Consider the following 21024-nt stretch of genomic DNA (forward strand, 5'->3'; position numbering starts at 1 on the left):
TTGTTTGCAACCCCAACCGGCGCCCCAGGCGCTGGCCCACCGGATGACCCGCCCCATGCAACGCCGCACCGCCCTCTCCCTGCTGGCCCTGAGCGCCGGACTGCCCCTGGGCTTGCACGCCGCCGACAGCGCGGCCTGGCCCCAACGCAATGTGCGCCTGATGGTGCCCTTCCCGCCGGGCGGCGGCACCGACATCGTGGCCCGGGCCGCCGGGCAGGCGCTGTCCCAACGACTGGGGCAGTCGGTGCTGGTGGACAACAAGCCCGGTGCCTCGACCCTGATCGGCACCGAAACCGTGGTGCGCGCCACCCCCGATGGCTACACCCTGCTGGTGTCGGGCTCGACCTCGTACACGGTCAATCCGGCGCTCAAGCCACGCATTGGCTACGACCCCTTCAAAGACCTGATCCCGATCGCCATGCTGGCGCGCGCCCCGCTGGTGCTGGTGGTGCCCGCGCAGTCGCCCTTCAAGACCCTGAACGACCTGCTGAGCGCAGCCCGCAAGCAGGCCGGCGCGGTGCGCTACGCCACCTACGGCAGTGCCACCGCGCCGCACCTGGCCGGCATCCTGCTGGGCCTGGCGGCCCAGGTGTCGCTGCAGGACATCCCGTACAAGGGCAGCGCCCAGGTCGCCACGGCCCTGATGTCGGCCGAGGTCGAGGCCACCTTCGACACCCTGGCCAGTGCCGCCCCTCACCTCAAGGCCGGCAAGCTGAGGGCCCTGGCCACGCCAAGCCGCCAACGCATCCCCAGCCTGCCCGACGTGCCCACGCTGGCCGAACTCAAGCTGGAGGACGCCAGCTTTGAGGGCTGGTATGCCCTGGCCGCGCCCGCCCACACGCCCCCCGCGGTGATCGCGCGCCTGAGCCAGGAGCTGAGCCGCGTGATGACCCAGCCCGAGGTGCAGGCCCAGTTCCGTGCGCAGTCGCTGGAGCCGGTGTTCCTGGACTCGGCCAAGTTGATCAAACAGATGGAACTGGAGATCACGCAGTTCCGCGCCGCGGTGGCGCGCGCCAAAGTGACGCTTGAATGAGCAGGCTCTGATCCCGGTCACAGCCCCCACGGTGAAAAAATGGTGTCCTACGCGGCCCGCCCCTTGCTTGCCCTGACGCCTTGGCGTCGGGCCACAGGGCCCGCGGCCTCACACGGAACCTTTTTCATGAACGCACCTGAACCCTCCAACCCGCCGTCTGCGGACGCCCCCTCGGCCAACACGCCCGCGGTGGCCGCGCCAGCGCCCCCCTCGCCCGTCAGCGACCTGACCCGCCACAGCCTGACCGAGGACGCGCTGGCCCTGTTCTCGGCCACGCTGCTGATCGCCTTGGGCGTGGCCATCTACTCGCGTGACCACCTGCTCAGCGGCGGCATGGCGGGCCTGGCCTTTTTGCTGCACTACGCCACCGGCTACAGCTTCGGCAAGGTGTTCTTTGTGCTCAACCTGCCGTTTTATGTGCTGGCCTGGCGCAAGATGGACCAGGCCTTTGTGCTCAAGACCATGGCCGCGGTGGCCCTGTTGTCGGTGATGACCGAGATCACACCGCAGTTGGTGAGCTTCGACACCCTGCACCCGGCCTACGCCGCCGTGCTGGGCGGCCTGTTGATGGGCGTGGGCTTCTTGATGCTGTTCCGGCACCGCGCCAGCCTGGGCGGCATCGGGATCCTGGCGTTTTACCTGCAAGAAAGCCGCGGCTGGAAAGCCGGCCACATCCAGATGGCGGTGGACTGCGTGATCGTGCTGCTGGCCCTGTGGACCGCCCCCCTGAGCAATGTGGCGCTGTCGATTGGCGGCGCCGTGATGCTGAACCTGATCCTCACCATGAACCACCGCAAGGACCGGTACATCGCGTCCTGAGGTCTTCCCCAACCCCTGACAGAAAATGAACCCAGCCCATGACCCGCTCTGACCTCCTGGCCCAAGTCCACCAGTACTTCGATACCGGCGGCCTGGCCACCGACCTGAACCGCCGCCTGGGCTGGCGCACCGAAAGCGACCTGGGCCCCGACGCCCCGGCCGCCACCCACGCCGCCCTGCGTGGCTACCTGAGCGACGAGATCCAGCCCTGGCTGAGCCGGCTGGGCTTTGCGGTGCACCTGCACGACAACCCGGTGCCAGGCGCTGGCCCGCTGCTGCTGGCGCACCGCGTCGAAGACCCCGCCCTGCCCACCGTGCTGAGCTACGGCCACGGTGACGTGGTCAACGGCCAGGATGCACGCTGGCGCGACGGCCTGAGCCCCTGGACACTGACCATCGAGGGCGACCGCTGGTATGGCCGCGGCAGTGCCGACAACAAGGGCCAGCACAGCATCGTGCTGGCCGCGCTGGAGCACACGCTGCAGGCCCGCCAGCAACGCCTGGGCTACAACGTCACGGTGCTGCTGGAGATGGGCGAAGAAGCCGGCTCCCCAGGCTTGGCTGCCTTCTGCGAACAACAGCGCAGCGCCTTGCGGGCCGACCTGTTCCTGGCCAGCGACGGCCCGCGCGCCCAGGCCAGCCGCCCGACCCTGTTCCTGGGGTCGCGTGGGGCGGTCAATTTCTCGCTGCGCGTGAACGCACGCGAACGGGCCTACCACTCGGGCAACTGGGGCGGCGTGCTGAGCAACCCGGCCGTCCGCCTGAGCCACGCGCTGGCCTGCCTGGTCGGCCCGCAAGGCCGCATCCTGGTGCCCGGCCTGCTGCCACCACCGCCGCCCGAGCGCCTGCGTCAGGCCCTGCGCGACGTGCCGGTGGGGGGCGGGCACGACGACCCCGAACTCAGCCCCGGCTGGGGCGAACCCGGCCTGAGCCCGGCCGAACAGCTGGTGGGCTGGAACACGCTGGAAGTGCTGGCCCTGGGCGCGGGGTCGGCCACGCGGCCGGTCAACGCCATCCCGCCCAACGCGGTGGCGCACTGCCAGTTGCGCTTTGTGGTGGGCACCGACTGGACCCACCTGCAAGACCATGTGCGCGCCCACCTGGACGCGCACGGCTTTGACGATGTGCAGGTCAACGTCAGCATGGCCTGCGGCGCCACCCGCCTGGACCTGGACAACCCCTGGGTGGACTGGGCACTGGCGTCCATGCAGGCCAGCGCGGGCCAGCCGGCGGTGCTGCTGCCCAACCTGGCGGGCTCGCTGCCCAACGACCTGTTTGCCGACGGCCTGGGCCTGCCCACACTGTGGGTGCCGCACTCGTACCCGGCCTGCGCGCAGCACGCGCCCAATGAGCACCTGCTGGGCTCGGTGGCGCGCGAGGGCCTGGCCGTGATGGCCGGCCTGTTCTGGGACCTCGGTGAAGCCGGCAGCGCGCCCTGGCAGGCGGGCCGGGTCAAGCCGAACCGGGCCGAGGCACCGGCCGCCGCCTGACCGGGCTCAACCCGCCTCGGCAGCGGGGCGGGCTGCGGTGCCCATCGGATCGGTGCGTCAGGTGCCCGGGGCGGATCGACGCGCCTGATGGTCGCGTCAGATCGCGGGGTCGCGCGTTTCCCAGCGGATGGCGTCGATGGCGGCCAGCAACTCGGGCGACAGCGTGGTGCCGTAGGCGGCCACGTCTTCTTCCAGTTGGGCCACCGAGGTGACGCCAATGATGGTGCTGGCCACTTGCCACTTGGTGTAGCAGAAGGCCAGGGCCAGTTGGCTGGGCGTCAGACCATGCTCGCGCGCCAGCGCGTTGTAGCGGCGGGCGGCGGCCAGGGCTTCGAGGCGGCCCCAGCGCTGTTTGCGCACCGACTCGTAGCGCGCAATGCGGCCGTCCTTCGGCGCGTCCGGCCCCTCGATGCCACTGGCGTCGTACTTGCCCGTCAGCAGGCCAAAGCCCAGCGGCGAATACGCCAGCAGCGACACGCCCAAGCGGTGGCAGCTCTCGTCGAGCGCGTTCTCGTAGCTGCGGTTGATCAGGCAGTACGGGTTCTGCACGGTGGCCACACGCGGCAGGCCATGTTGTTCGGCCAGACGCACGAACTCGTGCACGCCATAGGGCGTTTCGTTGGACAGGCCGATGTAACGCACCTTGCCGGCCTTGACCAACTGGCCCAGGGCGTCGAGTTGTTCGTGGATCGAGGTGACCGACTTGTCCTTGGCGGGGTCGAAGTACAGCGCCCCGAACGCGGGCACGTGGCGCTCCGGCCAGTGGATCTGGTAGAGGTCGATGACGTCGGTCTGCAGGCGGCGCAGGCTACCCTCGCACGAGGCCAGGATGTCCGCTGCGGTCATGCCCGCGCCCTCGCGGATCCAGGGCATGCCGCGCGACGGGCCGGCCACCTTGGTGGCCAGCACCACCTTTTGACGCTGGCCCGGGTGCTTGGCCAACCAGTTGCCGATGATGGTTTCGGTGGCGCCACAGGTCTCGGCGCGGGCCGGCACGGCGTACATCTCGGCCGTGTCGAGGAAGTTCACGCCCAGGGCCAGCGAGCGGTCCAGGATGGCGTGGGCGTTGGCTTCATCGACTTGCTCACCAAAAGTCATGGTGCCCAGGCACACCGGGGTGACACGCAGGTCGCTGTGTCCGAGTTGGACTTGGTTCATGGAATCTCCGATCAAGAAACAAAGGGCTGAAGCCACCCAAATGAGGGCGATGGCCCGCCGTCAGGGCCTCGGGGCGGGCCGAAAAGCAGCCCCCCAGAGTGCGCAAGCCGCAGCAGTGTAAGAGCGCGCCGCATTTCTTGCAGGGCCGGTGACCGGCCCCCCGCCAGAGCGACCAGCGCTGTCCTGCGCTTGACTGACGCGGCCGCTGGCCGCTTCGTATCATGGCAGCCATGTACGTGCCAAGACGCCCATCCCGCAGCGAATTCATCCCCATCCGGGGCCACCAATACCACGTCAGGGTGTGGGGCGAGGCGCAGGCCGGCCAGCCACCACTGGTGCTGGTGCATGGCTGGATGGACGTGGCCGCGTCCTACCAGTTCATGGTGGACGCCCTGCCGGGCGAGCGGCACATCATCGCACCCGACTGGCGCGGCTTTGGCCTCACCACCGGCCCCCACTGCGACCACTACCAATTTGCCGATTACCTGGGCGACCTCGACGCCCTGCTCGACCACTGCACCGCCGACCAGCCCATCGACCTGGTGGGCCACAGCATGGGCGGCAATGTGGTGATGATGTACGCGGGCGCCCGCCCGCAGCGCATCCGCCGCCTGGTCAACCTGGAGGGCTTCGGCATGCCCGCCTCGCGCCCCTCGCAAGCGCCGGGCCGCTATGCCAAGTGGATGGACGAACTCAAAGCCCTGCGCCGGGGCGAGATGGACCTCAAAAGCTACGACAGCCTCGAAGGGGTGGCCCAGCGCCTGATCAAAACCAACCCGCGGCTGAGTGCCAACAAGGCCCGCTGGCTGGCCCCACACTGGGCGCAAGAACGCCCCCAGGCCGACGGCAGCCCGCGCTGGCACATCCTGGGTGAAGCCGCGCACAAGGTCACCAGTGCCCAGCTCTACCGAGCCGATGAGGCGCTGGAGCTGTACCAGCGCATCAGCGCGCCCCTGTTGGCCGTCGAGGCCAGCGACGACAGCCTGGGCCAGTGGTGGAAAGGCCAGTACACCCTGGCCGACTACCACGAGCGCCTGAAGCGTGTGCCCCAGCACCGCATCGCCTGCATCGACCAGGCAGGCCACATGCTGCACCACGATCAACCCGAAGCACTGGCCCGGCTGTTGACCGAATTTTTGACCTGAAGCCTCAAAAAATACGCACAAATCGGCGGCTTTCAGGCATGCTCGCGCTCATCCACCGTGTGGCAGCGACAGGCCCGTCTCCCGTTCCGGCGACCGGCTGGCCCGCGCCAAGGTCAGTGAAGGGAAGTCGCCATGCGCCTGAGTCTCAAACTGCCTCTCGCCTTCGCCAGTGCCCTGGCCGCCCTGCTGGCCGCCGCTTTGTTTGGCCTGATTCAGCTGAACCAATCCATCACTGTTTACCGCGAAGTGGTCCAGCGGGACCATGACCACGCGGTGGGGGCGATCCAGCTGCTCAGTGACTTCAAGGTGCAGATTCAGGAATGGAAGAACGTGCTGCTGCGCGGGCGCGACCCGGCGCAACGGCAGCGTTACTGGGCCGCCTTTGAGAAGCAGGAGGCCCTGGTCCAGCAGCGCGCCCAGGCCCTGCAAGGCCAGGTCGCCCAGCCCGAAGCCCAAGCCCTGCTGCAACGGTTCAAACAAAGCCACGAGCGCATGGGGCAGGCCTACCGCCGGGGCCTGACGGATTTCGAGCAGGCCCAGTTCGACGCCACCGTGGGCGACCGGGCGGTGACCGGCATCGACCGCGAGCCATCCCAACTGCTGGACAAGGCCACTGCGCTGATCCGCGAAGCCAGCGAGCAATCGGGGGCCCAGGCCGCCCACCAGGCCCAGCGAAGCACCTGGATCAGCCTCGCCGTGATGGGGCTGGTGTGCCTCATCAGCGGGCTGGGCGCCTGGCGCTTCAGCCGCTCCGTGACAGCGCCGCTGGGCCGCGCGGTGCACCTGAGCCGGGCCGTGGCCGACGGCGACCTGACCCTGCCCGTGGCCGCCCAGGGCCGCGACGAACTGGCCGACCTGCTGCGCGCCATGGCCGACATGCAGGCCCGACTGGCCCAGGTTGTGGGCCAGGTGCGGGCCGGCGCCGACAGCGTGGCGCATGCCAGCCGGGAAATCGCCCAGGGCAACCACGACCTGAGCCAACGCACCGAACAACAAGCCTCTGCGCTGGAACAAACCTCAGCCGCCATGGAGCAGATGTCGGCCACCGTGCAGAACAACGCCGACAACGCGAGCCGCGCCGAGCACGTCAGCGGCAGCGCGTCCAGCACCGCGCAACGGGCGGGTCAGGCCGTGCAGTCGGTGGTGCAATCGGTGCAGCAGATGCAGCACAGCGCGCACCGCATCGCCGACATCACTGGGGTCATCGACGGCATTGCGTTTCAGACCAACATCCTGGCGCTGAACGCCGCCGTCGAAGCCGCGCGGGCCGGCGAGCAGGGTCGGGGCTTTGCGGTGGTGGCGAGCGAGGTGCGGGTGCTGGCGCAGCGCAGCGCCGCCGCCGCGCGCGAGATCAAGGCCCTGATCCAAACCAGCCACAGCCAAGTCAACCAAGGCGCAGAAGTCGCGGGCCAAGCCGGTCAAACCATGAACGACCTGGTGGCCTCGATCGCCGAGGTGACGCGCCTGATGACCGAGATCAGCGCCGCCAGCCGCGAGCAAAGCACGGGGGTGAGCCAGATCGGGCAGGCGATCCAGCAACTGGATCAGACGACCCAGCAAAACGCCGCCCTGGTCGAGCAAAGCGCCGCGGCAGCACAAAGCCTGCAGCAGCAAGCCGCGGATCTGGTGCGCTCCGTGGCTTTTTTCAAGACGTCATCCCGCGCCCTGACTCGAACCTGATAGCAAACCGTATAAACCCTTGGAATCGCGGTTTGAGGTCGCCGTTTGGCCCCCCATTCGGACCGCATCAAATCCTGCAATCAAGCTGTGAAATCTTTTCAGGCCGAAAGGACCAATCCGACAGCTTCTCGACAGCCGCCTGCCAAATCCCCTGACTAAAGTCCCTGTGCCCCATCAACAACACAGGAGATAACAGATGATTTGGCAACAGGTCTACAACCCGACAGGCAACATGTTGCTGTCTACTTTGCTGGCAGGCGTCCCCGTGGTCGTCATGCTGGTTGGTCTTGGCTTTCTGCACCTCAAGGCCCACATCGCGGCCGGTTTAGGGCTGCTCAGTGCGATCGCCATCGCCGTGTTGGCCTTTGGCATGCCGCTCGACATGGCGGGCAAGGCCGCCTTTTTGGGGGGCCTCACCGGCCTGATGCCGATCGGCTGGATCGTGTTGACCATCATCTTCCTGCACCAACTGACCGAGCAAAACGGCAGCTTCAAGGTGCTGCAGGACTCGATCGCCGGCATCACGGAAGATCGCCGCTTGCAACTGCTGCTGATCGCCTTCGCTTTTGGCGCCTTCTTTGAAGGGGCTGCTGGCTTTGGCACGCCAGTGGCGGTGACGGCCGCGATCCTGATCGGCCTGGGCTTTTCGCCGCTGGCGGCCTCGGGCCTGTCACTGATCGCCAACACGGCGCCCGTGGCCTACGGCGCGCTCGGCACACCGGTGATCACCCTGGCCAAGGTACACGGCTACGACCTCGCCGAGGTCTCGGCCATGATCGGCCGCCAGCTGCCCTTCTTCTCGCTGCTGGTGCCCTTCTGGCTGATCTGGGCCTTTGCAGGCTGGCGCGGCATGAAGCAAATCTGGCCAGCCATCCTGGTGACCGGTGTGAGCTTCGCGGTGCCGCAGTTCCTGGTGTCCAACTACATGGGCCCCGAGCTGGTGGACGTGATCGCGGCCATGTGCTCGATGGCGGCCCTGGTCGGCTTCCTGAAGGTGTGGAAGCCCGCCGAGATTTGGACCTCGGTGTCCCTGAAGGGCCATGAAGCCAGCGGCGGCGAAGCGCAAAAGCCCACCGTCCCCACCGTGCACCCGCGGGCCGTGGTGGTCAAGGCCTGGACGCCATGGGTCATCTTGACCGTGTTCGTGTTCGTCTGGGGCCTGCCGGCCACCAAGACCTTCTTGAACAGCCTCTGGGCGCCGAAGTTCGCCATCGAAGGGCTGCACAAGATGATCGAAAAAGTGCCCCCGGTAGTCCCCAAGGCCACGGCGGAGAGCGCTGAGTTCGTGCTCAACCTGCTGTCCATGACGGGCACCGGCATCCTGCTGGCCGCGATTGTGGGGGGCTTGGTGATGGGCTACACCTTGCCGGCATTGGCCAAATCGTTTGGCAAGACCGTCTGGCTGGTGCGCTACTCGCTGCTGACCATCGTGCTGATGCTGGCCCTGGGCACACTGACGCGCTATTCCGGCCTGGACACCACGCTGGGTCTGGCGTTCGCGTCAACCGGCATGTTCTACCCCTTCTTTGGCACCTTGATGGGCTGGCTGGGCGTGGCCCTGACGGGTTCGGACACGGCGTCCAACGTGCTGTTTGGCGGCATGCAGAAGGTGGCGGCCGAGCAGCTGGGCTTGTCGCCCAACCTGATGGGTGCAGCCAACAGCTCGGGCGGCGTGATGGGCAAGATGATCGATGCGCAGTCCATCGTCGTGGCCTCCACCGCCACCCGCTGGTTCAACCACGAAGGCGACATCCTGCGCTACGTGTTCTTCCACTCGATTGCACTGGCCTGCCTGGTCGGCATCTTCGTGACGCTGCAAGCCTACGTGCCGCCGTTCACCCTGATGGTGATCCACTGAGCCGCTGGCCAGCCTGTCCGGGCTGGCCTGTCGCCCCCTCAGAGACCGCTTCGGCGGTCTTTTTTATGGGCGACCTCGACCCGCCCCCCGTCTGCCCAAGCAAGACCCGTGAGAAAATGCAGGGTTTGCATGCCACCGGCGGCGCCATCCCGCGTCGCCCGTCGCCTGCCCCCGAACACTCACAGGAAAAAATCATGGAAGCAGAACGCGTCAACCTCATCGGCACCAACCTGGCGGACCTGAGCGCCCGCACGGTCGATTTACGGAGGTATCTTTGACTACGATGCCAAAGCTGAACGCCTGAGGACGGTCAACGCCTCGCTGGAAGACCCCAGCGTCTGGAACGACCCCAAGAAAGCCCAGGAACTGGGCAAAGAAAAGAAAGCCCTCGACGACATCGTGCTGGTGATCGAGCGCCTGACCACCGAGCTGGCCGACAACACCGAGCTCTACGAGATGAGCAAGGAAGAAGGCGACGAAGCCGGCCTCGAAACCATCGAGGCCGAATGCGCCCAGCTGACCCAGGCCATCGAGCAACTGGAGTTCCGCCGCATGTTCAACCAGCCGGCCGACCCCAGCCCCTGCTTCCTGGACCTGCAAGCCGGCGCCGGTGGCACCGAGGCCTGCGACTGGGCCAGCATGCTGCTGCGCCAGTACCTGAAGTACGCCGAGCGCAAGGGCTTCAAGGCCACGGTCGAAGACGAAACCCCGGGCGACGTGGCGGGCATCAAGAGCGCCACCATCAAGATCGAGGGCGAATACGCCTTTGGCCTGCTGCGCACCGAAACCGGTGTGCACCGCCTGGTGCGCAAGTCGCCGTTCGACTCGTCGGGCGGTCGCCACACCAGCTTTGCCAGCGTGTTCGTCTACCCCGAGGTGGATGACTCGATCGAGATCGACATCAACCCCGCCGACGTGCGCACCGACACCTACCGCGCCAGCGGGGCCGGCGGTCAGCACATCAACAAGACCGACTCCGCCGTGCGCCTGACCCACATCCCGACGGGCATCGTGGTGCAGTGCCAGGACGGTCGCAGCCAACACAGCAACCGCGATGTGGCCTGGAAGCGCCTGCGCTCGCGCCTGTACGACTTTGAGATGCGCAAGCGCATGGAAGAGCAACAAAAGCTCGAGGACACCAAGACCGATGTGGGCTGGGGCCACCAGATCCGCAGCTACGTGCTGGACCAGAGCCGCATCAAGGACTTGCGCACCAACGTCGAAATCTCCAACACCCAAAAGGTGCTGGACGGCGACCTGGACGCGTTCATCGAAGCCTCGCTCAAGCAAGGCGTCTGACCCCCCATCCACCCCAAGCCCGACCCGGGCCCAAAGGAAAGAAACCCAATGATGCGAGAAGGACAAGCCACGGCCATCCACCGTGCAGACTACACCGCTCCCGCGTACTGGATCGACACGGTTGAACTGGTGTTCGACCTCGACCCCGCCAAGACCCGCGTGCTCAACAAGATGCGCCTGCGTCGCAACGGCGACGTCGCGCCCCAGGCCCTGCGCCTGGACGGCGAGGAGCTCAACCTGGCGCGCGTGCTGGTCAATGGCCAAGGCACGTCCTTCAAGATGGACGGCAACCAGCTGGTGCTGGAAAACCTGCCCGAAGGCCCGGACGCCTTCGACCTGGAAATCTTCACCACCTGCAACCCGGCCAAGAACACCAAGCTCATGGGCCTGTACGTGAGCAACGACTCGTTCTTCACCCAGTGTGAAGCCGAGGGTTTCCGCCGCATCACTTACTTCCTGGACCGCCCGGACGTGATGGCCAGCTACACCGTCACGCTGCGGGCCGACAAGGCCAAGTACCCGGTGCTGCTGTCCAACGGCAACCTGGTTGAGGAAGGCGAACTCGAAGACGGCCGCCACTTCGCCAAGTGGGTCGACCCGCACAAGAAGCCCTGCTATTTGTTCGCGCTGGTCGCGGGCCAACTGGTGGCGCGTGAGCAGCGCATCCGCTCTCGCGCGGGCAAGGACCACTTGCTGCAGGTATTTGTGCGCCCTGGCGACCTCGACAAGACCGAGCACGCGATGAACTCGCTGATGGCCAGCGTGGCCTGGGACGAAGCCCGCTTCGGCCTTCCGCTCGACCTGGAGCGCTTCATGATCGTCGCCACCAGCGACTTCAACATGGGCGCCATGGAGAACAAGGGCCTCAACATCTTCAACACCAAGTACGTGCTGGCCAACCAGGCCACCGCCACCGATGCCGACTTCAGCAACATCGAGAGCGTGGTCGGTCACGAGTACTTCCACAACTGGACCGGCAACCGCGTCACCTGCCAGGACTGGTTCCAGTTGAGCCTCAAAGAAGGCCTGACCGTCTTCCGCGACCAGGAATTCAGCCAAGACCTGGCGGGCAGCCCCTCGGCGCGCGCGGTCAAGCGCATCGAAGACGTGCGCGTGCTGCGCACCGCCCAGTTCCCTGAGGACGCGGGCCCGATGGCCCACCCGGTGCGCCCCGACAGCTACATCGAGATCAACAACTTCTACACCGTCACCATCTACGAGAAGGGTGCCGAGGTGGTACGCATGATGCAGACCCTGGTGGGTCGCGACGGCTTTGCCCAGGGCATGAAGCTGTACTTCGAGCGCCACGACGGCCAGGCCGTGACCTGCGACGACTTCGCCCAGGCCATTGCCGACGCCAACCCGCAGTCGGATCTGGCGCGCCTGCTGCCCCAGTTCAAGCGCTGGTACAGCCAGGCCGGCACGCCACGCCTGCACGCCAGCGGCCAGTACGATGCCGCGGCCCGCACCTACACCCTGAGCCTGACGCAAAGCTGCGCGCCGACCCCGGGCCAGGCCCTCAAAGACCCGTTCGTGATCCCCGTCAACCTGGGTCTGCTCGACGCCCAGGGCCAGGCCCTGCCCCTGCAACTGGCGCACTGGGCCCAGGCCGAAACCGGCACGCGCACCTTTGTGCTGACCGAGGCCAGCGAAACGCTGACCTTCGTCAACGTGGACAGCGCCCCGGTGCCGTCCATCCTGCGTGACTTCTCGGCCCCGGTGGTGCTGGACTACGCCTACACCGACACCGAGCTGCTGACCCTGCTGGCGCACGACAGCGACCCGTTCAACCGCTGGGAAGCCGGTCAACGCCTGGCCCTGGCCCGCGCGCTCAAGGCCATCCAGGGCGACAGCGACCTGGCCCAGACCCCGGTGCTGGACGACGCCTACCTCGACGCCATGCGCCAGGTGCTGGCCGACCCCACGCTGGACGCCGCCTTCAAGGAACTGGTGCTCACCCTGCCCTCGGAAACCTACCTGGCTGAGCAGCTGGACGTGGTCGACCCGCAGCGCATCCACGCGGTGCGCGAAGCCATGCGCGAGCAGCTGGCCACCGCCCTGCAAACTCAGTGGCAACAAGCCTGGGAAGACAACCGCGACACCGGCGGCTACCGGCCCGACCCGGTGTCCTCAGGCCGCCGCGCCCTGGCCGGCCTGGCCCTGACCCAGCTGTGCGTGGCCGCCCGCCGCAGTGGCGACACGGTCTGGCCGGGCAAGGCCTTCCAGCGCTTCAAGGACGCGGCCAACATGACCGACCGCTTCAACGCCCTGAGCGCCCTGGTCATCAGTGGCCACGAACTGGCGGCCCCGGCCCTGAGCCGCTTCCATGCCCTGTTCAAGAACGAAGCCCTGGTGATCGACAAGTGGTTCTCGCTGCAAGCCGGTGCGCCTGACCACGGCGGCCATGTGCTGCCCGCGGTGCGCCAGCTCATGACCCACCCGGACTTCAACCTGCGCAACCCCAACCGCGCGCGCAGCGTGATCTTCAGTTACTGCAGCGCCAACCCGGGCGCCTTCCACCGCAGCGACGCCGCGGGCTACGTGTTCTGGGCCGACCGCGTGATCGAGCTCGACGCCATCAACCCCCAGGTCGCCGCCCGACTGGCCCGCGCCCTGGACCGCTGGAAGAAGCTGGCTGAACCCTACCGCAGCGCCGCCCGCGAAGCCATTGCCCGTGTCGCCGCCAAAGCCGACCTCAGCAACGACGTGCGCGAAGTCGTGACCCGCGCACTCGCCGATTAAGGAGAAGAAAACCATGGCCCAAAGAATCAGCCTGACCCGCTACCTCGTTGAACAACAACGCGAAGAAGGTCACATCCCCTCGCAACTGCGCCTGCTGCTCGAAGTGGTGGCGCGTGCCTGCAAGAGCATCAGCCAAGCCGTCAACAAGGGCGCGCTGGGCGGTGTGCTCGGCTCGGCCGACAGCGAGAACGTGCAAGGCGAAGTGCAAAAGAAGCTCGACATCATCGCCAACGAGGTGCTGATCGAAGCCAACGAATGGGGCGGCCACCTGGCCGCCATGGCCTCGGAAGAAATGGACAGCATCTACCTGGTGCCCAACCGCTACCCGCAAGGCGAGTACCTGCTGCTGTTCGATCCGCTCGACGGCTCCAGCAACATCGACGTCAACGTCAGCATCGGCACCATCTTCAGCGTGCTGAAGAAGCCTGAAGGCTCGCCCGGCGTGACCGAGCAGGACTTCCTGCAGGCCGGCGCCAAGCAAGTGGCCGCCGGCTACTGTGTGTACGGCCCGCAAACCACCCTGGTGCTGACCGTCGGTGACGGCGTGTCCATGTTCACCCTGGACCGCGAACAAGGCTCGTTCGTGCTGACCCAGGAAAACGTGCGCATCCCCGCCGACACCAAAGAGTTCGCCATCAACATGAGCAACATGCGCCACTGGGACGAGCCCGTGAAGCGCTACATCGACGAGTGCCTGCAAGGCAAGGAAGGCCCGCGCGGCAAGGACTTCAACATGCGTTGGATCGCCAGCATGGTGGCCGACGTGCACCGCATCCTGACCCGCGGCGGCGTCTTCATGTACCCCTGGGACAAGCGCGAGCCCAACAAGCCCGGCAAGCTGCGCCTGATGTACGAAGCCAACCCCATGAGCTGGCTGGTCGAGCAAGCCGGCGGCGCCGCCACCAACGGCCGCCAGCGCATCCTGGACATCGAACCCGGCCAACTGCACGAACGCGTCAGCGTGATCCTGGGCTCAAAAAATGAGGTCGACCGCGTCACCAGCTACCACACCGGTGTATAATTTTTGATTCAAGCCGGTGTAGCTCAGTCGGTAGAGCAGCTCATTCGTAATGAGAAGGTCGGGTGTTCGATTCATCTCTCCGGCACCAAATAGAAAGCCCTGATTCGCAAGAGTCAGGGCTTTTTTCATGGCCAAAACGGCCTCAGGAACAGGGCTTGGATGGGCCGCCAGCCCCACCAACTGCGCTTGGGGGCCAGCGCTCGCGCCAACCGAATGGGCGCCGCTGCAGGCGCCCCTCAGAGTCTCAAAGTTCGAGCAGGGTCTCCACCCCGTCAACCGACCGGATCGCCGGGGCGGCCCCCGGGCGCAGCTCGATGGGAGCACCGTGGAACTTGTCCCGCGGGAACAAGGCCGCGGCGGGGCCAAACACCTCGCGCACGAGCGCGATTTCGGCCATCAGGGGCTCGTGCTGCTCGGGCGCCAGGATGAAGGTGGGGTATTGGTTGTTGTGCTGCTGCCAGTGGGCGCGCAGGGCAGCGTTCATGGATTCGTACAAGCTCGGCATGGCGCTATTGTGCCGTGGGCTTGGGTCACGGCGCGCGGTGTCTGAGGCCGCCCCCGCGGGCCCCCGTCAACCGACGTGGGGGTTTTACTTGAGGTTGTCCGCCGACAGCAGGAGCACCTTGTCGAGGGCAAAGTTGACGCGGATGCTGCGCTCGGTGTTGCCCCAGACGCAGTTGCGCACCCCCAGGGTTTCGTCGCAGCGTGAGGGCTCACCGATGATCTGTTTGACCTCGTCAAAGGTCTGCCCGACCTTGAGGCGCTGGTAGTTCTCCAGGCTCACCGAGTTGCCGCAGGCACTGAGGAAAGCCACCGCCCCCAGCATGGCAGTGCACAGGATCAGAACGCGCAGCAGGCTGTGGATGAAGGCCATGACCGAAACCTCGAAGGTGGATAAAAAAAGAGCACTCGCTGCTCGATGCTGATGCCGTGGCGGGGGCCACCGGCGCACCGAACTGCAGCGATGTCGGGATTCTGACCGCGCCAATCACAAACGGCGGGACATTGCACGCCGCTTTGTCAACTTGCGCACACAAAGCGAGCGCACGCGGTCTGGCGCCCGCCCTGGGGCCGGGCCCGTACAATCGCCGCCCCGCCTTTTGGCGACCTGTTTCACTTTTCTCTCTGCCCCATGGACATCACCGTCAACGAAGAACTACTGGCCTACATCGACCCCCTGACCCCCGACGAGCACGCGGCCCTGGAGCGCAGCATCCTGGCCGAGGGCTGCCGGGACGCCTTGGTGCTGTGGGGCGACGTGCTGGTCGACGGCCACAACCGCTACGGCATTTGCCAAAAACATGGCCTGCCCTTCAACACGGTGCAGAACACCCAGTTCAAATCGATGGACGATGTGCGCCTGTGGATGATTGACCAGCACCTGGGCCGCCGCAGCCTGTCCGATTTCCAACGCGGGGTCTTGGCCCTGCGCAAGAAGGACATCCTGGCCAGCCGCGAGCCGGCCCCCAAAGCGCCGGCAGCCCCTTCGGCAGCACCCGCCGCCCAAGCCGGCGACAGCGCCGCGGTGTCGGTGGCGGCAGATGCGACCGAGGCCCCTCTGCAGCCCTGGGAGGATGCCCCAGGCCAGGCCACCGAGGGCACAGCCAGTGCCGCCGCTGCCACCGCAACCGCCCCGGCCACGGCTGAACAAGAGGCCGTGATGACACGCGAGGCACTGGCCAAGGCCGCCCGCATCAGCAGTGCGACCATCAGCCAGATCGAGAAGATCCAGAAAGAAGCGGCACCGGAACTGGTGGCCGCCGTGAAGTCGGGCACGATTTCGATCAATGCGGCCGCCACGGTGGCGTCGCTGCCGATGGAGGAGCAAGTGGCCGCGGCGGCCGGGGGCAAGAAGGAACTGCAACAGGCGGCCCGCAAGGTGCGCGCCGCCAAGGCGGTGGAGCGCACCGAACCCGAAACGCCCGAGGGCACCATCGCGCGCCTGCGTCAGACCATCGTGGAGCTGCAGGCCGAGAACAGCAGCCTCAAAGCCGAGCTGGCCCAGCTCAAGTCCCTGCGCGCCTGATAGCACGGGCCCTCAGCTGGGGCCCAAGCTGCGCCCAGGCCTGCGCCCACGGCCGCAGACTCAGGCGCTGGGCGGCTGACGCCGCTTGGGCACATGGCCAAAAAAGACCGGGTGTTGGCGCTGCACCAGGGGGCCATTGAAGTCCCAGGCGGTGCAACGCCCCAGGTGCATGGGCGGCTGGTCGGCGTTGGGCTCAAAGGCGCTGGGGATGGTCTGGTAGGCCGCCGTGGCCAGGTTGAACAGCAGTTCGCGCAAGTGGGCGCAGCCCTGGATACCGCCCAGGTTGCGCTCAATGGACTGGCGCCAGCCACCGGCCATGCTGCAGCCGATCATGGTGCGCATGGCCGCCTGTGCGGGCGGGCATTCGGCGTGCGGGACGCTGTCCATCGCCACTTGGAGGTCACGCACCACAAAGCGGGTGTCCACCGTGACCCGGATCAGCATGTGGTGGATCGCCTCACCGGGCGCCCAATGGCCTTCACCGGGGATGTGGAAGTCCTCTGTCTTGGTGTCCTTCATCTCCCCTTCGATGTCCCACAGGCCATCTTCTCGCTGATAACCCCGGTATTGCACCTGGCGGGTGTGCATGGGACGGCGGGCAAGGGGCGGCGGCAGGGGCAAAACAACACCTCAAAAAAAGTCAATGAACCAGGGACCAATGCGCCCCCAAGAGGGCCTGATTCTAGTGAAGCAAGCTGCCGAAAGCGCCTGGGAGGCCCCGGTCAAGGTGCCCCCGTGCGGGGTCGGGGCCTGGCTTTGGACCGGGGCTTCTCCAACTGTGGCCTAATAGGGGGTTTCAACTTTTTGTTCTGAAGGCTCCCATGGGCAACAAAATCGTCACCGAAGCAGATCGCAAGCGCACTCCGGCCCCCACCCCCCTGCCCGGCATGACCCTGGCCACCGGCGGCCGCGGCCAACGCGTCAGCCTGGAACGCGGCGTCGCAACGCGCAGCAAGAAGAACCCGGGCAAGCGCCCCAGCAAGGGCGGTTGATTCGTCAACCCCTGCCTGCTGTGGTGGTCCAGACCACCCGCGCCCCGAGGCCCTCGCAAGAGGGCCTTTTTTTTCGCCCTCCGCTAACCAGAGGGCCCGTGGGGGCAGGCGCAGCCCCAGGTTGATAGCGGCCACGCCCCGGGGTGGCTGGCCGCCCCCGACAGCCCGACCTGCGCTCGCGGCCCCAAGCTGGGATGCCCGGGATTTGACCTGCCCATTTTCTAGGCAGCACAAGGCTTGTCTTTTGAAATCAAGCACTTAGCAGGTCATTCAGCCTGCACCCCACGGCTTATCCACAAGCTTGTCCCTGAGGAGCGGGGACAAATCCAGTGGCCGCGAAGGCGGGGTGGGGTCGGTGCGTTGAACGGCGCAAGACCTCAGCGGCGGCCCGGCACCAGGGCCTGGCGGCGTTCGGCAGAGTCCAAGCCGAAGCCCGTTGCCACGGGCGGCCGTGGCGCGGCCTCGCCCAGCGGGGTCGGCTCGGGCGTCAAGCGCGCCGATCGGTCCACCGCCACGGCCAGCGTGACCACGTACTGCTCGCGCTCCTCGCGCACCGAGCCCAGCAGGCTGTTGCCCGCCTGCAAGGCGATGCTGTCGTTGCTGTTGAGGGTGTCGCGCAGGCGGTCGCGGCGGTAGTCGTCAAGCTGGGTGTACAGGTACTCACTCAGCGCATCGGGCATGAACAGCTGCGAGGTCAGCACCGTGTTCTCACCGTTCCAGATCTTGAAGTGCAGGTGCGTGGTGCGCCCCGGGTACCAGCCCGGGTAGATGGTGCGAAAAGCCGCCACCCCATTGCGGTCGGTGGCCTGGCGGCCCCGCAAGAAGGTGCGGCCACGGGTGTCGATGTCGCCCTGTTCGCCTTGGGCGGCGAAGCCGGAGTAAACGCCCTTGGCATCGCAGTGCCACAGGTCCACCAGGGCCCCGGCAAAGGGCATGGCGGTCTGGTCGACCACCACAAAGCGCACCTCCAGCGGCACGCCGGGCAGGCCTTCGCTGATGTCGGGCCGCACGGGCCCCGGGCCACTGTAAAAAGGCCCTTCGGGCGCTGCCGCCGTCAGGCGTGGCACCAGGGCCGGTTCGCGTTGCACGATCTTCGGGGGGGTCGCAGGGGCGGCGCTGGGGGCCGCCTGTTGACGCACGGCGCCACGGGGGGCGGGTTTGGCCGGTGCGGCCCGCGGTTTCGGTTTGTTGGGGGCCGCCCAGACCGGGCCCACCAAGCCCACCAAGCCCACCAAACCCAGCGCCAGCCAGCGGCGGCGGCTTGTGGGGTCCACAGATTCTTCAGCAGGATTCGAGCTCAATTCGAGGTTCCTTGCGCGAGGCGTTCGATCAAAGCGGGCTAGCCTAACGGAATCCCAGCCGGGCCGGCGCGAGTGGGACGGTAAAGTGTTAAAAAAAGCCGGCGTTCAAGCCGGGTGACCCGCCGCGGCCAACAGCCACTGGCTGAAGGCTCGCAGCACCGGGGGGTCGTCCTGCGCGGGCGTGACCAGGTAGTAGGCCCGCTCCCCCTGCAGGCTGACCGGGCAGGCCTGCACCAGTTCGCCCCGCGCCAGTTCGGCCTCGATCAACAGCGGCGGCATCAGCGCCACGCCCAGCCCATGGGACGCGGCCACCGCCAGCATCGAAAACAACTCGTAGCGGGGCCCCTCCATGGCGCCCGGCGGCGCCAGCCCGACCGAATCAAACCACTGACGCCAGACATAGGGCCGCGTGCTTTGCTGCAACAGCGGCAGGTCCACCAGGTCCTGCGGCGCCAGACCGCTGGGGGACAAGCCCCGGGCTTGCAGCAAGGCCGGGCTGCAAACGGCCACCACGTCCTCGGTCAGCAGGCGCTGGGCCCGCACCCCGGGCCAGTTGGCCACCTGCTCTGGCGTGCCCGCGTACAAGGCGGCATCGAACTCGGTGTCGGCAAACAGAAACGGGCGCGTGCGGGTCTCGATGTGCACCGTCAGCTCCGGGTGCTGCTGGGCCAGTTGGGGCAGGCGCGGGATCAACCACCGGGTGGCAAAGGTGGGTACGGCGGCCAGCAGCAGGGCGCCGCCCTGCCCTTGCCGCGCCATCACGTCCAGGGTGTCGCGCTCCAGGCCTTGCAGGCGGCGCGCCACCTGGCGGCTGTAGTTGGCCCCACTGGGGGTCAGGGCCACGCCATGGCGGGTGCGGCGGAACAGGGCCACGCCCAGGTACTCCTCCAGCGCGGTGATCTGGCGCGACACCGCGCTTTGCGTGAGCGCCAGTTCCTGCGCGGCACGGGTGTAACTCTCGTGCCGGGCGGCCGCTTCGAAGCAAGCCAGGGCCTGGGTGGACGGTATCTTTCTTCTCATGCTGATATGGAACTTGATCTGGGATTAGTTGCCATTTTTAACCCAATATTGGGTCTATAAGTTCCCCTAACTCATAACTCGATGTGAAACTCTCGTTTGTCGAAGCGCCTTCGCAAGGCTACGATGTCGCATCGACACGCAGGATCCGGTCAAGCGCTTTTTGGGGCCGGTTCCTGCCAGGTTGCCGAACATCCGCAATCGCCCCCGACTTGAACCTCATCACTCACCGGAGACCTCTCATGAGCCGTGCCGCCTTCCAATGGGCTGACCCCTTCCTCCTCGACCAACAGCTGACCGACGACGAGCGCATGATCCGTGATGCCGCCGCAGCCTACTGCCAGGACAAGCTGGCCCCGCGCGTGCTGGAAGCCTTCCGCCACGAGAAAACCGACCCGGCCATCTTCCGCGAAATGGGCGAACTGGGCCTGCTGGGCCCCACCATCCCCGAGCAGTACGGTGGCCCGGGCCTCAACTATGTGGCCTATGGCCTGATCGCGCGTGAAGTGGAACGCGTGGACTCGGGTTACCGCTCGATGGCCAGCGTGCAAAGCTCGCTGGTGATGGTGCCGATCTATGAGTTCGGCTCCGAAGCCCAACGCCAGAAGTACCTGCCCAAGCTGGCCACCGGCGAATGGATCGGGTGCTTCGGCCTGACCGAACCCGACCACGGCTCCGACCCCGGCAGCATGGCCACCCGCGCCTACAAGACCGCCGGCGGCTACAAGCTCAAGGGCAGCAAGATGTGGATCTCCAACAGCCCGATCGCCGATGTGTTTGTGGTCTGGGCCAAGGAAGTGTCCGAAGGCGGCGCCGTCGGCCCGATCCGCGGCTTCGTGCTGGAAAAGGGCATGAAGGGCCTGAGCGCACCGGCCATCCACGGCAAGGTGGGCCTGCGCGCCTCGATCACCGGCGAAATCGTGATGGACGATGTGTTCGTGCCCGAGGAAAACGCCTTCCCCGAGATCGAAGGTCTCAAGGGCCCGTTCACCTGCCTGAACAGCGCCCGCTACGGCATCGCCTGGGGCGCTTTGGGTGCAGCCGAGTTCTGCTGGCACACCGCCCGCCAATACACCCTGGACCGCAAGCAGTTCGGCCGCCCCCTGGCCGCCAACCAGCTGATCCAGAAGAAGCTGGCCGACATGCAAACCGAGATCGCGCTGGGCCTGCAAGGCTGCCTGCGCCTGGGCCGCATGAAGGACGAAGGCACAGCCGCGGTGGAAACCACCTCGATCATCAAGCGCAACTCCTGCGGCAAGGCGCTGGACATCGCCCGCCTAGCGCGCGACATGATGGGGGGCAACGGCATCAGCGATGAGTTCGGCGTGGCACGTCACCTCGTGAACCTCGAAGTCGTCAACACCTACGAAGGCACGCACGATGTGCACGCGCTGATCCTGGGCCGCGCCCAAACCGGCATCGCCGCCTTCGCCAACTGAGCCT

At 66.8% G+C, this 21024-nt stretch carries 19 protein-coding genes and 1 tRNA gene; 14 read left to right on the plus strand and 6 right to left on the minus strand.

Annotated features, from left to right (window positions below):
* The first annotated feature begins 55 nt into the window (after positions 1-55).
* The 3 genes from PSQ40_RS17915 to PSQ40_RS17925 all read left to right on the plus strand — a co-directional run bounded on the left by PSQ40_RS17915 (position 56) and on the right by PSQ40_RS17925 (position 3342).
* A complete protein-coding gene (locus tag PSQ40_RS17915) occupies positions 56-1033 on the plus strand; it encodes a Bug family tripartite tricarboxylate transporter substrate binding protein (protein ID WP_273953257.1) in 978 nt (325 codons plus the stop codon).
* Between the two features lie 126 nt (positions 1034-1159).
* On the plus strand, positions 1160-1852 hold the full coding sequence (locus tag PSQ40_RS17920) for a YitT family protein (protein WP_273953258.1): 693 nt from the start codon (positions 1160-1162) through the stop codon (positions 1850-1852).
* 38 nt (positions 1853-1890) lie between these two features.
* The gene (locus tag PSQ40_RS17925) at positions 1891-3342 is read left to right on the plus strand and encodes a M20 family metallopeptidase (protein ID WP_273953259.1); all 1452 of its coding nucleotides are present in this window, start codon (positions 1891-1893) and stop codon (positions 3340-3342) included.
* A gap of 96 nt (positions 3343-3438) precedes the next feature.
* Here PSQ40_RS17925 and PSQ40_RS17930 read toward each other — a convergent pair whose 3' ends face one another.
* Positions 3439-4500 carry an aldo/keto reductase gene (locus tag PSQ40_RS17930; protein WP_273953260.1) on the minus strand — a complete coding sequence of 354 codons (1062 nt, stop codon included), beginning with the start codon at positions 4498-4500 and terminating at the stop codon, positions 3439-3441.
* 230 nt (positions 4501-4730) lie between these two features.
* On the opposite strand from PSQ40_RS17930, the gene PSQ40_RS17935 reads away from it, so the two are divergent.
* The 8 genes from PSQ40_RS17935 (at position 4731) to PSQ40_RS17970 (ending at position 14333) form a co-directional block, all read left to right on the plus strand.
* A complete protein-coding gene (locus tag PSQ40_RS17935) occupies positions 4731-5645 on the plus strand; it encodes an alpha/beta fold hydrolase (protein ID WP_273953261.1) in 915 nt (304 codons plus the stop codon).
* 132 nt (positions 5646-5777) lie between these two features.
* Positions 5778-7325 (plus strand): methyl-accepting chemotaxis protein, encoded by a 1548-nt coding sequence (locus PSQ40_RS17940; RefSeq protein ID WP_273953262.1) that lies wholly within the window; start codon positions 5778-5780, stop codon positions 7323-7325.
* Positions 7326-7521: 196 nt separating this feature from the next.
* A complete protein-coding gene (locus PSQ40_RS17945; RefSeq protein WP_273953263.1) occupies positions 7522-9183 on the plus strand; it encodes an L-lactate permease in 1662 nt (553 codons plus the stop codon).
* A 65-nt stretch (positions 9184-9248) separates the two neighbouring features.
* Positions 9249-9461 carry a hypothetical protein gene (locus PSQ40_RS17950; protein ID WP_273953381.1) on the plus strand — a complete coding sequence of 71 codons (213 nt, stop codon included), beginning with the start codon at positions 9249-9251 and terminating at the stop codon, positions 9459-9461.
* Positions 9378-10482, plus strand: a protein-coding gene (gene prfB, locus PSQ40_RS17955; protein ID WP_273953264.1) for a peptide chain release factor 2 whose coding sequence is annotated in 2 segments (ribosomal slippage) — positions 9378-9458 and positions 9460-10482 — 1104 coding nt in all. Because the reading frame shifts where the segments join, the coding sequence is not laid out codon by codon here. The genes PSQ40_RS17950 and prfB overlap by 84 nt, the downstream gene beginning before the upstream one ends.
* A 51-nt stretch (positions 10483-10533) precedes the next feature.
* Complete coding sequence (gene pepN / locus PSQ40_RS17960) at positions 10534-13224, plus strand: aminopeptidase N (protein ID WP_273953265.1); 2691 nt, start codon at positions 10534-10536, stop codon at positions 13222-13224.
* Between the two features lie 13 nt (positions 13225-13237).
* A complete protein-coding gene (locus PSQ40_RS17965; RefSeq protein WP_273953266.1) occupies positions 13238-14245 on the plus strand; it encodes a class 1 fructose-bisphosphatase in 1008 nt (335 codons plus the stop codon).
* A gap of 12 nt (positions 14246-14257) precedes the next feature.
* Positions 14258-14333 (plus strand) — tRNA-Thr (locus PSQ40_RS17970).
* Between the two features lie 156 nt (positions 14334-14489).
* On the opposite strand, the gene PSQ40_RS17975 is transcribed toward PSQ40_RS17970, so the two are convergent.
* Entirely contained in the window at positions 14490-14750 is a 261-nt protein-coding gene (locus PSQ40_RS17975) for a hypothetical protein (RefSeq protein WP_273953267.1), read from the minus strand.
* Between the two features lie 84 nt (positions 14751-14834).
* Positions 14835-15119 (minus strand): hypothetical protein, encoded by a 285-nt coding sequence (locus PSQ40_RS17980; RefSeq protein ID WP_273953268.1) that lies wholly within the window; start codon positions 15117-15119, stop codon positions 14835-14837.
* 258 nt (positions 15120-15377) lie between these two features.
* Here PSQ40_RS17980 and PSQ40_RS17985 point away from each other — a divergent pair, with 258 nt between their 5' ends.
* On the plus strand, positions 15378-16271 hold the full coding sequence (locus tag PSQ40_RS17985; RefSeq protein WP_273953269.1) for a ParB N-terminal domain-containing protein: 894 nt from the start codon (positions 15378-15380) through the stop codon (positions 16269-16271).
* Between the two features lie 60 nt (positions 16272-16331).
* Here the strand turns inward: PSQ40_RS17985 and PSQ40_RS17990 are convergent, their stop codons facing one another.
* Positions 16332-16859, minus strand: a complete 528-nt coding sequence (locus tag PSQ40_RS17990) for a DUF2889 domain-containing protein (RefSeq protein ID WP_273953270.1) — start codon at positions 16857-16859, stop codon at positions 16332-16334.
* Between the two features lie 233 nt (positions 16860-17092).
* Here PSQ40_RS17990 and PSQ40_RS17995 point away from each other — a divergent pair, with 233 nt between their 5' ends.
* Entirely contained in the window at positions 17093-17263 is a 171-nt protein-coding gene (locus tag PSQ40_RS17995) for a hypothetical protein (protein WP_273953271.1), read from the plus strand.
* A 377-nt stretch (positions 17264-17640) separates the two neighbouring features.
* On the opposite strand, the gene PSQ40_RS18000 is transcribed toward PSQ40_RS17995, so the two are convergent.
* Complete coding sequence (locus PSQ40_RS18000) at positions 17641-18537, minus strand: intradiol ring-cleavage dioxygenase (protein WP_273953272.1); 897 nt, start codon at positions 18535-18537, stop codon at positions 17641-17643.
* Between the two features lie 132 nt (positions 18538-18669).
* Positions 18670-19584, minus strand: a complete 915-nt coding sequence (locus PSQ40_RS18005; RefSeq protein ID WP_273953273.1) for a LysR substrate-binding domain-containing protein — start codon at positions 19582-19584, stop codon at positions 18670-18672.
* 239 nt (positions 19585-19823) lie between these two features.
* On the opposite strand from PSQ40_RS18005, the gene PSQ40_RS18010 reads away from it, so the two are divergent.
* A complete protein-coding gene (locus tag PSQ40_RS18010) occupies positions 19824-21020 on the plus strand; it encodes an acyl-CoA dehydrogenase (RefSeq protein WP_273953274.1) in 1197 nt (398 codons plus the stop codon).
* The last annotated feature ends 4 nt before the right edge of the window (positions 21021-21024 follow it).

Source organism: Curvibacter cyanobacteriorum (assembly GCF_028649475.1).
In the GTDB taxonomy this organism is placed as follows: domain Bacteria; phylum Pseudomonadota; class Gammaproteobacteria; order Burkholderiales; family Burkholderiaceae_C; genus Curvibacter; species Curvibacter cyanobacteriorum.